Origin of the sequence: Anabaena sp. AL09 (assembly GCF_001672255.1) — a bacterium.
Lineage (GTDB): Bacteria > Cyanobacteriota > Cyanobacteriia > Cyanobacteriales > Nostocaceae > Dolichospermum > Dolichospermum lemmermannii.
This window is the reverse complement of the sequence record NZ_LJOQ01000055.1, coordinates 1-13121: the sequence shown is the minus strand read 5'-3', so window position 1 is coordinate 13121 and position 13121 is coordinate 1. Positions and strand designations below refer to the sequence as shown.

Genomic DNA, 13121 nt, shown 5'->3' with positions numbered 1-13121 from the left:
AGCATTTGGAGAACTATTTTTGGCAATGACCGATAATTTATCTTCCTAATGCTTCGCCCCTACTAACAACTGACAACTGACAACTGACAACCAACAACTGACAAACATGACAATACCTTTACTAGAATACAAACCCAGTTCCCAAAACCAGCGCGTTTCTGGTTATGAAGTTCCCAACGAAGATACACCCACAATTTACCGCATCGAAGACTACGCCTTTGGTGGAGAAATAGAAGAATTAATTTGGGCTGCTTATCGGCAACTTTTTAGCGAACACGTCATTCTCAAATTTTATCGCCAAGTTCATTTAGAATCCCAAGTAAAAAACAAAGCTATTACCGTCCGCGATTTTATCCGGGGTTTAGCTAAATCTGAAGCTTTCCAAAGTTTGGTAATTCAGAGTAATTCTAACTACAGATTAGTAGAAATTGGGCTAAAACGGTTATTAGGTCGCGCACCTTACAACAACAAGGAAGAAATCGCTTGGTCAATTGTGATTGCTACCAAAGGTTGGGGTGGTTTTGTTGACGCTTTGCTCGATTCTGAAGAATATCAAAGCAACTTTGGGGAAAATATCGTTCCCTACCAAAGACGACGTTATAAGGATAGACCCTTTAATTTGGTAACACCACGATACAGCGATTACTGGCGCGACCAACTTGAAGAAGCTCGTTATAAATGGGGTGACATTAAAAACTTTTTGGATATGGCAAATTCCATTAAGATTAAAACAGTGACTTACACACCAGTTAGCACTGCCAATATCCAAATTCCTAATACTACTAGGGAAACAACATCAACAGGTATTCCTGTTTCTATCAGTCCTAGTGTTAGTTTTCCCCTGCGCTAGATAGTTTTTTAACTAGCTGGGTAATCTCGGTTACAAAAGTGATAAAGTTTGTATTTTTTTAAGGATTTTAATTTTAGTTAGTTTGCTAAGTATTAGAGCATTTTGAAATGCCAAATTTACCAAAAGGCAGGTTCTTTAAAATGGCAATTCCTTTACTTGAATACAAACCTACAACTCAAAACCAAAGAGTTAGCAGCTTTGGTACGGCAGATATTAACGAAGACAATCCTTATATCTACCGGATTGAAAATGCTAACTCTGCCGGCGAAATTGAACAACTAATTTGGGCTGCTTATCGCCAAGTCTTCAACGAACAGGAGATTCTCAAATTTAACCGCCAAATTACCTTAGAAACTCAACTCAAAAATCGGTCAATTACGGTTAAAGACTTCATTCGTGGTTTGGTGAAATCAGAGCGATTTTATCAGCTAGTTGTGACACCAAATAACAACTATCGGTTGGTAGAAATGTTCCTGAAAAGGATCTTAGGTCGTTCTCCCTACAATGAGCAAGAAAAAATTGCCTGGTCAATTCAAATTGCTACTTTAGGTTGGGGAAAATTTGTGGATGTTTTGATTGATAGTAGCGAGTATGAACAAGCCTTTGGCGAATATACCGTACCCTATCAACGCAAACGAATGACCACAGACCGCCCAATCAGTTTTAGTCCCCGCTATGGTGCTGATTATCGTGACCGGGCAGGTATTGTCCAAAAATGGCCGTATCTTCGTCAATGGCGTGGAGGTTTCTACCCAGGCTCTGGGCAAAATGTTGATTTGGGGGCATTGTCTGCTGTATTACTGGTAATAACCGCAGGCATCACTTTCTTGTTGATTCTCAATTGGTTAGGAATTAGTGATATCTACTAACCTTTTGAGGGGAAAATAAGATTGAGAGGAAACAAGGAATAATACAGGGGATTTAGACCTGAACCAAAACTTACCGGGAATAGGGTAAAAATATTCCCTGTTCCCTGTTCCCTGTTCCCTGTTCCCTGTTCCCTGTTCCCTGATTCATTATCTTTGTTTAATTTGATCATAAAAGGAGAAAATTAATATGGCATTGCCATTACTTCAATACAATCCAAGCAGTCAAAATCACCGGGTGGCCAGCTTTGGCGTTGCTGACCAAAATGAAGATACACCTTATATCTATCGGATTGAAGATGTTAGTTCTTACACTGACATGACAAACATCATTTGGGCTGCTTATCGCCAAGTTTTCAGCGAACATGAAATTCTCAAATTTAACCGTCAAGGGACTTTAGAATCTCAACTTAAAAACGGTTCTTTGTCAGTTCGTGACTTTATCCGGGGTTTAGCTAAATCTGAAGCTTTTTATCGTTTAGTTGTTTCTGTTAATAACAATTACCGTTTAGTAGACATCACCCTCAAACGTTTATTGGGTCGTTCTGCTTATAATAAAAAAGAAGAGATTGCTTGGTCAATTGTCATTGGTACAAAAGGATTTAGCGGTTTTGTTGATGCTTTGGTAGATAGTGCAGAATACACTGCAACCTTTGGTGATAATACCGTACCTTACCAACGCAAGCGGTTTGTAGATCGTCCTTTTAACTTGGTAACTCCTCGTTACGGTGCCGACTTCCAAGAAACAGCCGGTACAGTCAAAACCGACTGGCGCTTTACCTTGGAAAACTTCTACACTGCTAAGGCAAAAGCAAAGCGTTTAAAAGAAGGCGATCCTGCTAAATTTGCAGATATGGCTGCTTCTGTATCTGGTAAAGGTAACTATGCTCAAAAGTTATCTTCTTTTGACATTGATTACCTCAATGCTGTTCCTTACCGTGGTAAACGCTAGTACCGCAGAGCGGAATTAAAAATTAATTATTAAAAATTAAAAAAGCTGGTAATATCTGCTTTTAGTTATTTTTAATAGTTAGTTAACTTCCGCTGTTGTGTACTAAGTCTACCAAAAAAATTTCAATTTATAGGGTGCGTTAGGAAGATAATTCTTGACGCACTCTCAATTTTTTGCGCTGCTTCCCATAGTTTTTGCAAACATGAATTTTTTTGCCTTTAAAGATGTACCTTGAGGTAGAATCTCCTATAACTCAATTAACTTGAAGTCCCAAATTTTTAAAACTGCGATCGCTATTTCTGGATCTATACCATCATAGGCCTCCCATTCAGACTGTGGATCTTTAGGATGCCCTTCACCTACATGACCTGCAATTTTTATAATGGGAATATTCACTAAGTAATCACGTTCCATGCCTTTAGGAAGGGCTAATTTAATTCTGCGGCCTACAAACTTCGATGCACTGGATTCAGCTACAGATTCACGAACTAAACAAATATCACCAGCAGTCCCCCAAGTAGTTTGGTAAATGTGGAGAAACGATATATAACTTTCTGGTTTGATGGATCTTTTGAGAACTTGCATTATCTAATCCTTATCCTTTTTTTTCGACAATTTCATGTAAACACTACCTGCTATATTCCAATTTCTCGCTTTTGACAAAATAAAACAAGGGGTTTACACCCCTTGTAAGAGTTTAAAAAGTGAACCTTACTAGTAATTTACGCAGGTGTAAATTGCAAGGATACACCGTTCATGCAGTAGCGCAGACCTGTTGGTTTCGGACCATCATTGAAAACATGGCCTAAATGTCCACCACAATTACTACAATGAACTTCAGTTCTGGTCATAAATAATGCTCGATCTGTAGTGGTAGCGATCGCTCCCTCTATTGGTTTAAAAAAGCTCGGCCAGCCAGTACCACTATCAAATTTAGTATCTGAAGTAAACAAAGCTTGTCCACAACCAGCGCAGACATAAGTACCAGGTTCATATTGTTTATCGAGAGAACTGGTATGGGAGCGTTCTGTACCATGTTTCCGCAACACCTGAAACTGTTCTGATGTGAGGATACTCTTCCATTCTTCCTCTGTTTTTGTCACTGCAAACTCTGGATTAGAAAGCGCCATAGATTCTGAACTCCAATTGATATAACGGGAAAAAAAGGCTGTACCGATTAAAACTGTACTGATTTGCAAAAAATAGCGTTTGTTCATTATTCTATTATTTGCTATTTTTCTCTTCCTTGGCCAATCAACTCCCATAAATTTCTAAATCCTCCATGAGAAATTGATGAAAATCACCTAAAAACGTCTTGCTTAGTGAAAAAGAATATGTAATACTTCCTAAATAAATTTAAACCCTACTTAATATCTCTATGAGATTATCAGTATCGACAACTCAAAGATTGTATCAGCAATTTTGTATCGCCACCTGATACCTGGCTACTCATAGCTGAATGCGGACTACAAATTAAAAATTACCACGATGAGTTTCTCCAAACAGGTTTTTATTAATATTTGATAATTAAATGTCCAAATTGTACCTGTTCCATCAAAAATAATCAGTTACTCTGGAGTTGATCTTTACAACGACAAAACTAATGTGCCAACTGTTAGGAATGAACTGCAACGTACCCACAGACATTTGCTTTTCCTTTGAAGGTTTTTCTGCCAGGGGAGGAAAAACAGATGAACATAGCGACGGTTGGGGAATTGCTTTTTTTGAAGGCAAAGGATGTCGAATTTTTCTAGACGCTGAAGCCTCTATCGCGTCACCAATTGCCGATTTTATCCGTCAGTATCCCATTCATTCTACTCATGTAATTGCCCATATCCGCAAAGCTACTCAAGGCAAAATAGCCTTGGAAAACTGTCATCCTTTCCGTCGGGAACTGTGGGGAAGATATTGGGTATTTGCTCATAATGGTAACTTACCAGACTTTAACCCGGAAAATCATGGGACTTTTCAACCTGTGGGGACTACGGACAGCGAAAAAGCATTTTGCTTAATTCTCAATACTTTGCGATCGCATTTTCCCCAAGGACAACCACCATTAAAGGAACTCTACCAGACATTACATAAAATCACCAAAGAGATAGCAATTCTTGGATCTTTCAACTATATATTATCAAATGGTGAGCATTTTTTCACCTATTGCTCAACTAAACTTTGCTACATTATTAGACAAGCGCCTTTTGCTGCGGCTCATTTAATTGATGAAGAGATGACTGTAGATTTTAGTGAATTGACTACATCTAAAGATCGCGTGGCTGTGATTGTGACTACACCCCTAACTGATAACGAAGTTTGGACACAAATACAACCGGGAGAATTACTCATATTTCAGGATGGTTTACCCCTAAAATTTGCCTAATTTTTGACAACTATTTTATTAATAAGACAAAGCAAAATTCTGGAGATATTCATTTCTAGAACTTGTTAGTAAATGCTTATTTAATATTGTAAATATCTGCTCCTTTTTGATAGGTTTATTAATAAAATCAGTTACCCCAAATACCTTAGCCCGAACTCGATCAAAAGCTCCATCACTACTAGTTAATATAATAATTGGCACTTGGGAAAAAACAGAAGTCCGTCTCATGAGGTACAAACTTGAATTATGAAACTCTTGTAGTGCGGGCATCTTGCCCGCTGGATATGTACCTCATAACACCGGAAAGTGCTGTAAATCACGGTTGCAAAAATCCTGCATCGCTACAAAAACTTTGTCTACACCGTGACCCAAGAATATATTACAATCAATCAAGAATTGCTATACTTAGCGTCTTCCCCGTTGAATTTTATCAAAAATCGCACCATCAGCAAAGAATTTCTTCTGGACACCACTCCAACCGCCAAGATCAGCTACAGTGTAGAGTCGGGCAATATAAGGGAATTTACTTTTTACTTCTTTGGACACAGTTGGGTCAACTGGACGAAAACCAACTTTAGCAAATTCACGTTGTGCTTCTGGAGTGAAAAGGAACTTGACAAAAGCTTCAGAAACCTCACGATTTCCATGCTTATCAACATTTTTATCCACAACTGCAACAGGTCCCTCTATCGAAATATTTACTGGAGGAATTATGTAAGAAGTATCTGTTTTGCCTTGCTGTGCAGCTAAAATGACTTCGTTTTCATAGTTTATTAATACATCACCCTGACCTTTTTTGTAAAAAGCATCACTTGATTCTCTGGCATCTTTGGGTAATACAACTACATTTTTAAACACATCTGTTACAAACTTTAACGCCTGGGCATCATTTCCGCCATTCTTAACTACTGAACCCCATAAAGCGAGAAAATTCCATTTAGCTCCACCTGATGTCTTAGGGTTTGCAGTAACAAGTTTTACATCAGGTCTTACTAAATCAGTCCAAGTCTTGATCTTTTTCGGATTACCAGCGCGAGTTTCTAGGGCAACTACTGAACGGGTAACAATTGCATTATTCGGAGCTTCTTTTTCCCAACCTGGTTTAATTAAACCGGCTTGTTCAATTTTTGTAATATCTCCAGCCAATGCTAAGGCTACCACATCTGCACCTAAACCGTCAATGACAGCGCGGGTTTGCGAGCCAGAACCCCCGTAACTTTCTTTAATTTCAACATCTTGACCTTTTTCTCTTTTCCATTTCGCCACAAAATTGGGAATAATTTTTGAGTAAGCCGCTTTGGTGACTGCGTAAGTAACTAAGGTAAGTTCAACTTTTTTACCGCTTTGACTCATTAGTTGCGTCTTTTGGGCTGTACCTGCAAATACAGGCAAAATAGTGCTTATACTTAAACCTGTTGCTAAGAATAAAGCCGGAAAAAACGGCTTTGTTATGGGAACAAATTTTGCGGTGTTGGCAGAATTATCTGTCATGGGATGTCCTAAAATTGGTTTGAATCTAATCTACGGTAACTCTGTAAAGATAACGTATTTAACCTCTAGAGAAAGAGCGTACCAGATGTCATAAATAAAATCAATAGTTTTTGCACTTAAAAACAACTATTTTCCTATCGGGTATTGTATGTATTAAATATTGCAAATATATTTTTTCAGCTTTTAATGCCTATAAAGTTTATATGGCAAATCTTTTAACAAATTAAATTCTATATTTATTTTTAAATACTTATTTAGATAAAGTATTAACAATTGAAAATTAGTTAAGTAATTTCCCGTTAAAACCTCCATAAAGATAATTAAAAATTGATACTTATCATTGAAAGGCATTGTAATTTTTCTTGAAACTGGTAAAATCACCATATTCCCTATCGTCAATATGCAGTTTTTACTAGTTTTGATAACCAGATACCTGCAATAATGGTATTTTCATTAATTAACCGTAGTCTCACAGAAGGACAAAAGATGAATTTGTGGCAACAATTACGAAAACGACTACAACTGAGGTTTAGTCCAAATTCTCTCAAAGGCTTTATATCACTTTTCTTAGTAGGGACAGTATTGAGTGTATCTCTTGCTGCTTGCTCTGGGACAAACACCAGGAATTTACTTAGTGCAACTACTGATACGGGTAAAAAACAGAATGTAGAATTAACCCTTGTATCCTTTGCTGTCACCAAAGCTGCTCACGCCGCTATTATTCCCAAATTTGTGGAAAAATGGCAAAAGGAACATAACCAAACTGTAGTATTTAAACAAAGCTATGGTGGTTCTGGTTCGCAAACTCGTGCGGTGGTTGATGGTTTAGAAGCAGATATTGTTCATCTAGCCCTGGCTTTAGATACGCAAAGAATTGAAAAAGCGGGATTAATTCAACCTGGGTGGGAGAAAAAATTTCCTAATAATGGTATTGTTTCTAAGTCTGTTGCAGCTTTAGTAACTCGTGAAGGCAACCCCAAAGGGATTAAGAATTGGGCTGATTTAGCCAAAGATAATGTTAAACTAATTACCGCAGATCCGAAAACTTCTGGGGTAGCGCGGTGGAATTTTCTCGCCCTTTGGAATTCAGTCATTAAAACTGGTGGAGATGAAACTAAAGCTATTGATTTTGTGACCAAAGTTTATAAAAATGTCCCTGTATTAACCAAAGATGCTCGTGAAGCTACAGACGCATTTTTTAAACAAGGTCAAGGTGATGCTTTGATTAACTATGAAAACGAAATTGTTTTAGCCAGAGATAAGGGTGAAAAAACAAATTATGTTCTTCCTGATATAAATATCTCCATTGATAATCCTATTGCTGTTGTGGATAAAAATGTTGATAAACATGGTAATCGTGAAGTAGCAGAAGCTTTTGTTAAATATTTGTTTACTCCCGAAGCACAACGGGAATTTGCTAAAGTAGGATTTCGTCCTGTAGATGAAACAGTAGCTAAGAGTAAAGAATTTGCTGACAAATATCCCCAAATAAAAACTTTAGGTACAGTTCAAGAATTAGGTGGTTGGGATGCTGTTCAGAAAAAGTTCTTTGCTGAAGGGGCAATTTTTGACCAAATTCAAGCTAAAAATAAACGGTAATTGGTAGACAACAACTGACAACAAGCATTTGGAGAACTATTTTTGGCAATGACCGATAATTTATCTTCCAAATGCTTCGCCCCTACTAACAACTGACAACTGACAACTAACAAAATTATGACTGGATCTGCGGCTGTACAAACTAATATTAAACCTCCCATTTGGAAGGTATTTGTAGATAATTTGATTCATCTTCCTTGGACTTGGCGGATTACTTTGGGATATCTAACTGTGATGTTATTTATTCCCATTGTGGCCATGTTTCTCAAGGCTAGTACGGAATCTCCTGCGAAGTTTTGGGAAATTGCCACCAGCGAGTTAGCATTAGCAACTTATAATGTTACCTTTGTTACTTCATTATTTGCAGCTTTGCTGAATGGCGTGTTTGGAACTTTAATTGCTTGGGTATTGGTGCGTTACGATTTTCCTTTAAAACGGATTATTGATGCCACAGTAGATTTACCCTTTGCTTTGCCAACATCTGTCGCAGGTTTAACACTGGCAACAGTTTACAGTGAGAATGGTTGGTTGGGTTCATTGTTAGCACCAATGGGGATTAAGGTATCTTTTACTCGCTTGGGGGTAGGAGTGGCAATGATATTTATATCTTTACCCTTTATAGTAAGAACTGTGCAACCTGTTCTGCAAGAAATGGAATCGGAAATTGAAGAAGCTGCTTGGAGTTTAGGTGCTTCTGAATGGCAAACTTTTTGGAAAGTGATTTTACCGCCTTTATTTCCGACAATTTTAACTGGCGTAGCTTTGGGTTTTTCCCGCGCAGTTGGGGAGTATGGTTCAACAGTAATTATTTCTTCTAATACACCCTATAAAGATTTGATTGCACCTGTGTTAATTTTCCAGCGGTTGGAACAATATGACTATGCTGGTGCAACTGTAATTGGTGTGGTTTTATTAGGAATTTCTTTGGTAATGTTATTAGCAATTAATTTCTTACAAGCTTGGGCAAGAAGATATGACAATAGATAAAGTTAAAAGACCAAAAAAACAGAGTTGGGTACCGGCAGTTTTAATTGGGATTGCGATCGCTTACCTATTTCTGGTTCAATATATTCCAGCTATTAATGTTTTTTTTGAAGCTTTCAAAAAGGGAACTGGCCCATTTTTATCTAACCTGGCAAAACCGGAATTTCTCCACGCAGCTTGGTTAACCCTGTTACTGGCTGCTATTTCTATCCCTGTAAATGCCGTATTTGGATTATGTGCGGCTTGGGCGATCGCTCGACATAAATTCCCTGGACGCGCTATAGTTCTTAGTATCATTGATTTGCCCTTTTCCATCTCCCCAGTCGTCGCCGGGTTAATGATAGTCTTATTGTACGGGAGACAGGGCTGGTTTGGTCCTTGGCTACAAGCCCATGATATTAAAATTGTCTTTGCTTTTCCAGGGATGCTTATGGCTACCGCTTTTGTGAGTATGCCTTTTGTGGCCAGAGAAGTAATTCCTGTCTTAGAAGAATTTGGCAAAGATCAGGAAGAAGCTGCCAGAACATTAGGTGCAAACGATTGGCAAACTTTTTGGCGGGTAACTTTACCGAGTATTCGTTGGGGGTTACTCTACGGTTTAATCTTGACAAATGCCAGAGCCATGGGTGAATTTGGTGCAGTTTCTGTGGTATCTGGTAACATTGCCAATACAACCCAGACTTTACCATTATTTGTGGAAGATGCTTACAAACAATATGAAACAGAAGCTGCTTTTTCTGCTGCTGTATTGTTAGCATTTCTGGCAGTTATCACCTTGATTCTGAAGGAAATCATAGAACGAAAAACTGAAATTAAAGAAGTTGAATAATGGGTAATAGGTAATTTCCAGACAACTATTAAATTACATCTTAGAGGTGGTTATGAGTAGTGAAAATAACCTGATAAACAAGCGAATTCGCGTCAGAATTCCCCAAGATCATCATCAAGAACCTGTAATTTCTCGCCTAGTTTCAGAATATGGCTTGACTGTGAATATCAAAGCCGCAATTCTCGGACAGGATGCTGTAGGTGATGGTTGGTTTGATTTAGATTTACAAGGAACAAATGGACAAATTCAAAATGGGTTAACCTATTTACAAGAATTGAAATTGCAAGTTTGGGATGAAAATAGCATTAGTGATTGGTAAAAAAATTGTAGCTTAGGTTAAGCAACAGAGCCACAGGAGATGGAGGAGAATTATCGCTCAGTTGTATCAATATCCCCCCTAACTCCCGTTTTTAAGGGGGATTTAGGGGGATATCAAGATTTTGGATACATGACCAAAGACTTTTCAAGCATCCTCTTAGAGGTTGTTTGAAAAGTATTATATCAAACCAGTAATGGGGGTTTTAAAGCCTCTCCCCTTGCAGGGGAGAGGTTTGGAGAGGGGTCAGTCTATACATTCAAAACTTTTCAAACACCCTCTTAGACAAAACAATCTTAGTTATGTCCGCAATTTCTCAGATTCCTCACCTTTTTAACCAATGGGAGATATCCACCTGTAAAAATAATCATCAATAAACTCCTTTTTTTTCAGACATAAATATCGAAATTATGTCCTAATTCTTAAATCAAACCACTTGATTTTCTCAAATTAATTAGTAAAAATATAAATAAGTCTAACATCTTGTAGGCTCTCTTGGTGACAACTTAACCTTATCCAATGTCCAGAGTCCGCTAACGCGGACTTTTTTATTTATCTTGATATTCCCTACATTTTTATCTCAGGTTTTAACTTTTCAATTTTTTGAGTAAAGTATAATTCTTGATATTTAAGTTGTTGAGCTATTTCTAATCCTTTCTGAAATGCTGTTAATGCTTGTGTAGATTCTCGGCGTTCTAAATATAAATCACCAATTTGGTCATAAGCTGACATTAAACCATAAGAATTGTTAGCTAATGTTTGTGTTTCTATGAGAATTTGGCTAGTTTGTAAAGCTGCATCTATTTGTTTTTGTGAACGATAAAAAGTAATTAATTTCTCTAATGCTTCTCCAGCTTTAGCGTATTGTTCTAATTGCCATGCACCAGTATAAGCTGCTTGATAATTATCAAAAGCCTGTTGTTTTAAATTGGGATCTTTTTGAGCTAGAGATTCATAATTTGCAGCTATCGCTAATTTCAAAGCTGGAATTTGACTCAAATTTTGTTCACGAGTATAAACTTGGACTAACTTGTTTAATATATCTATTGCTGCTTGTGGTTGTTTTCCTTGGGAATAGATATAAGCTAACTGTTGTAAATATCCTAATTCATTAGTTTTATCACCCTGATTAATTGCCAAATTTAACAGTTTTTGGTAAGTATTAGCAGCTTGGGGATAATCAAACCAACTTAAATGTAATTCTCCAATATTTTTTAAAGTCTCCATTTCTCCAGATGAATCTTGTTGTTGTTTTACTAAGATCAAAATTTGTTCATAAGCCAATATTCCCAATTTAGGAAACCGGATTTTTTGATAAGCTTTCCCCAGGGATTGCCATAATTGTAAATCGGTACTTTTTTGTCTTCCTATCTCGCTTTGAATTACTTGTAATCGCTGACTAATATATCGCACCTCTTCCCGTTCATTTTGATTCCAAGCGATTTCTCCCACTCTTGATAACGCTTCCACCTCAGACAATGTGCCTAAAAAGCGTCTCAATCGTAGTTCACGATTCCAAATCTCAAAGGCTTTCTTTTTATCTTCTCCTTGTAGTGTCACCTGTGCCTCTTGATTTAATCCATCTAAATCCGTCTTTAATTTTTGCAATTCTGTTAATGTTAATTCCCGTTTATCTGGTAAATTTGGCAATATTGGGTCAGTGATAGTTATTTCTAAGGGACTAGGAGGAAACTTATCCAAATCTTCAATTTTTTTTTCTTTGGCTAATGTGTTAGAAATACATAAATGCCAGACAATGATAGTAGTAATGATGAAAATAAAACGCTGTATCATGGTTAATTTACCTTTCTTACATTCATTAAACGCAGCATTGTAGATCAATAGAGGGAATAATTTAGGTTATAAGCAAATATCAAGTTTTACAAGTATTCTGATGCCAAATTTTCGGCTTTTTTCTTTCTTCCTCTTAAATCCTTATTCTTGAATATGAGTAAAATAATTCCCGCCATAAGTGTCAAAAACTTTAGTTTTTACTACAATAAGCAAAAAATTCTGGAAAATCTGTCAATGGATATTCCCCAAAATAAAATTATTGCCATTATGGGACCTAGTGGTTGCGGGAAATCTACTTTTTTGAAGTCTCTCAACCGTATGAGTGACTTAGAGGAAAAAGTCCAAACTGAAGGAAAAATCGAATTTTTTGGGCGAAATATTTATGAACGGCGGATTAATCTCAATCGTCTCCGTCGTCAAATTAGTACAATTTACTCCAAACCCAATCTTTTTCCCATGAGCAGTTATGATAACGTTGCTTACGGTGTAAAATTAATTGGCTGGCGACCAAAATCAGAATTAGATGAAATTGTCGAGTTAGCTCTTAAATCTGCGGATCTTTGGGAAGAAGTCAAAAATAAGCTCTATCAACCAGCTTTGGAACTCTCTTGTGGACAACAACAAAGGTTGTGCATCGCTCGCGCTTTAGCCGTTAAACCTCAAGTTATTCTGATTAATGAGCTTTGTTGTGGACTTGATCCCATTACCACCACAAAAATTGAGGAACTAATTGAGTGTTTGCGTTCTGAACTGACAATTATATTTATCTCTCGAAACATCCAGCAAGTCTCTCGTCTCGCGGATTTTACAGCTTTATTTCAATACAATGAAAATCATGTTGGACAATTACGAGAATTTGCATCAACTAAAAAAGTTTTAGCTCAAGCCACAGATTATCGTATCCGCGATTAGCCTGGTAGTTATTCTCGTTGACACTCCCCGGTCTAAAGACACGGGGATTCTACATTCACCGTCAAAACTTGCTCAACCAGGTTTACACCAAGCAGAGTAGTGGTTTCAACTCCTGTAGCGTTAATTTGGGGATGCCCTCCCCTATTTTTTG

General features: G+C 37.3%; 15 protein-coding genes. 9 read left to right on the top strand and 6 right to left on the bottom strand.

Translation table 11 applies throughout. The features are described 5' to 3' along the window. Positions 1-106 precede the first annotated feature (106 nt). The 3 genes from AN490_RS10885 (at position 107) to AN490_RS10875 (ending at position 2668) form a co-directional block, all read left to right on the top strand. Positions 107-850, top strand: a complete 744-nt coding sequence (locus AN490_RS10885; protein WP_300002982.1) for a phycobilisome rod-core linker polypeptide — start codon at positions 107-109, stop codon at positions 848-850. Positions 851-990: 140 nt separating this feature from the next. Next, positions 991-1719 carry a phycobilisome rod-core linker polypeptide gene (locus AN490_RS10880; protein ID WP_300002979.1) on the top strand — a complete coding sequence of 243 codons (729 nt, stop codon included), beginning with the start codon at positions 991-993 and terminating at the stop codon, positions 1717-1719. A 187-nt stretch (positions 1720-1906) separates the two neighbouring features. Continuing rightward, complete coding sequence (locus tag AN490_RS10875) at positions 1907-2668, top strand: phycobilisome rod-core linker polypeptide (RefSeq protein WP_300002976.1); 762 nt, start codon at positions 1907-1909, stop codon at positions 2666-2668. A gap of 246 nt (positions 2669-2914) precedes the next feature. Here the strand turns inward: AN490_RS10875 and AN490_RS10870 are convergent, their stop codons facing one another. Together AN490_RS10870 and msrB are read right to left on the bottom strand one after the other, a co-directional pair. Continuing rightward, positions 2915-3253 (bottom strand): hypothetical protein, encoded by a 339-nt coding sequence (locus AN490_RS10870; RefSeq protein ID WP_213710910.1) that lies wholly within the window; start codon positions 3251-3253, stop codon positions 2915-2917. Positions 3254-3390: 137 nt separating this feature from the next. Further along, positions 3391-3885 (bottom strand): peptide-methionine (R)-S-oxide reductase MsrB, encoded by a 495-nt coding sequence (gene msrB, locus AN490_RS10865; protein ID WP_300002972.1) that lies wholly within the window; start codon positions 3883-3885, stop codon positions 3391-3393. 386 nt (positions 3886-4271) lie between these two features. On the opposite strand from msrB, the gene AN490_RS10860 reads away from it, so the two are divergent. Further along, positions 4272-5045, top strand: coding sequence for a class II glutamine amidotransferase (locus tag AN490_RS10860; RefSeq protein ID WP_300002969.1), 774 nt, complete (start codon positions 4272-4274; stop codon positions 5043-5045). Between the two features lie 18 nt (positions 5046-5063). Here the strand turns inward: AN490_RS10860 and AN490_RS10855 are convergent, their stop codons facing one another. Together AN490_RS10855 and AN490_RS10850 are read right to left on the bottom strand one after the other, a co-directional pair. Then, entirely contained in the window at positions 5064-5273 is a 210-nt protein-coding gene (locus AN490_RS10855) for a hypothetical protein (protein ID WP_300002966.1), read from the bottom strand. Between the two features lie 177 nt (positions 5274-5450). Next, positions 5451-6536: a sulfate ABC transporter substrate-binding protein gene (locus AN490_RS10850; RefSeq protein ID WP_300002963.1), complete on the bottom strand. Its 1086-nt coding sequence runs from the start codon at positions 6534-6536 to the stop codon at positions 5451-5453. A gap of 486 nt (positions 6537-7022) precedes the next feature. On the opposite strand from AN490_RS10850, the gene AN490_RS10845 reads away from it, so the two are divergent. Continuing rightward, a complete protein-coding gene (locus tag AN490_RS10845) occupies positions 7023-8135 on the top strand; it encodes a sulfate ABC transporter substrate-binding protein (protein WP_300003011.1) in 1113 nt (370 codons plus the stop codon). Here AN490_RS10845 and AN490_RS10840 read toward each other — a convergent pair. Next, complete coding sequence (locus AN490_RS10840; RefSeq protein ID WP_300002960.1) at positions 8114-8248, bottom strand: hypothetical protein; 135 nt, start codon at positions 8246-8248, stop codon at positions 8114-8116. The two genes, AN490_RS10845 and AN490_RS10840, sit on opposite strands and share 22 nt — an antisense overlap. 4 nt (positions 8249-8252) lie before the next feature. Between AN490_RS10840 and cysT the strand changes: the two genes are divergently transcribed. Genes cysT through AN490_RS10825 form a run of 3 tightly spaced genes read left to right on the top strand, consistent with a single transcriptional unit; the run spans position 8253 to position 10267 of the window. Continuing rightward, on the top strand, positions 8253-9122 hold the full coding sequence (cysT, locus tag AN490_RS10835; protein ID WP_271822636.1) for a sulfate ABC transporter permease subunit CysT: 870 nt from the start codon (positions 8253-8255) through the stop codon (positions 9120-9122). Next, positions 9109-9948: a sulfate ABC transporter permease subunit CysW gene (gene cysW, locus AN490_RS10830; RefSeq protein WP_168696252.1), complete on the top strand. Its 840-nt coding sequence runs from the start codon at positions 9109-9111 to the stop codon at positions 9946-9948. Before cysT ends, cysW begins: the two co-directional genes overlap by 14 nt. 52 nt (positions 9949-10000) lie before the next feature. Next, a complete protein-coding gene (locus AN490_RS10825) occupies positions 10001-10267 on the top strand; it encodes an NIL domain-containing protein (RefSeq protein WP_300002951.1) in 267 nt (88 codons plus the stop codon). A gap of 564 nt (positions 10268-10831) precedes the next feature. Here AN490_RS10825 and AN490_RS10820 read toward each other — a convergent pair. Beyond that, on the bottom strand, positions 10832-12058 hold the full coding sequence (locus AN490_RS10820) for a tetratricopeptide repeat protein (protein WP_300002948.1): 1227 nt from the start codon (positions 12056-12058) through the stop codon (positions 10832-10834). A gap of 153 nt (positions 12059-12211) precedes the next feature. Between AN490_RS10820 and AN490_RS10815 the strand changes: the two genes are divergently transcribed. Beyond that, entirely contained in the window at positions 12212-12970 is a 759-nt protein-coding gene (locus AN490_RS10815; protein ID WP_300002945.1) for an ATP-binding cassette domain-containing protein, read from the top strand. Positions 12971-13121: the final 151 nt, after the last annotated feature.

Bases quoted from the DNA above. Each gene is read 5' to 3' on its own strand.
- AN490_RS10820 (WP_300002948.1), bottom strand. From the start codon at position 12,058: ATGATACAGCGTTTTATTTTCATCATTACTACTATCATTGTCTGGCAT.
- AN490_RS10870 (WP_213710910.1), bottom strand. From the start codon at position 3,253: ATGCAAGTTCTCAAAAGATCCATCAAACCAGAAAGTTATATATCGTTT.
- AN490_RS10885 (WP_300002982.1), top strand. From the start codon at position 107: ATGACAATACCTTTACTAGAATACAAACCCAGTTCCCAAAACCAGCGC.
- msrB (WP_300002972.1), bottom strand. From the start codon at position 3,885: ATGAACAAACGCTATTTTTTGCAAATCAGTACAGTTTTAATCGGTACA.
- AN490_RS10875 (WP_300002976.1), top strand. From the start codon at position 1,907: ATGGCATTGCCATTACTTCAATACAATCCAAGCAGTCAAAATCACCGG.
- AN490_RS10850 (WP_300002963.1), bottom strand. From the start codon at position 6,536: ATGACAGATAATTCTGCCAACACCGCAAAATTTGTTCCCATAACAAAG.
- AN490_RS10855 (WP_300002966.1), bottom strand. From the start codon at position 5,273: ATGAGACGGACTTCTGTTTTTTCCCAAGTGCCAATTATTATATTAACT.
- AN490_RS10845 (WP_300003011.1), top strand. From the start codon at position 7,023: ATGAATTTGTGGCAACAATTACGAAAACGACTACAACTGAGGTTTAGT.
- AN490_RS10860 (WP_300002969.1), top strand. From the start codon at position 4,272: ATGTGCCAACTGTTAGGAATGAACTGCAACGTACCCACAGACATTTGC.
- cysW (WP_168696252.1), top strand. From the start codon at position 9,109: ATGACAATAGATAAAGTTAAAAGACCAAAAAAACAGAGTTGGGTACCG.
- AN490_RS10880 (WP_300002979.1), top strand. From the start codon at position 991: ATGGCAATTCCTTTACTTGAATACAAACCTACAACTCAAAACCAAAGA.
- AN490_RS10815 (WP_300002945.1), top strand. From the start codon at position 12,212: ATGAGTAAAATAATTCCCGCCATAAGTGTCAAAAACTTTAGTTTTTAC.
- AN490_RS10825 (WP_300002951.1), top strand. From the start codon at position 10,001: ATGAGTAGTGAAAATAACCTGATAAACAAGCGAATTCGCGTCAGAATT.
- cysT (WP_271822636.1), top strand. From the start codon at position 8,253: ATGACTGGATCTGCGGCTGTACAAACTAATATTAAACCTCCCATTTGG.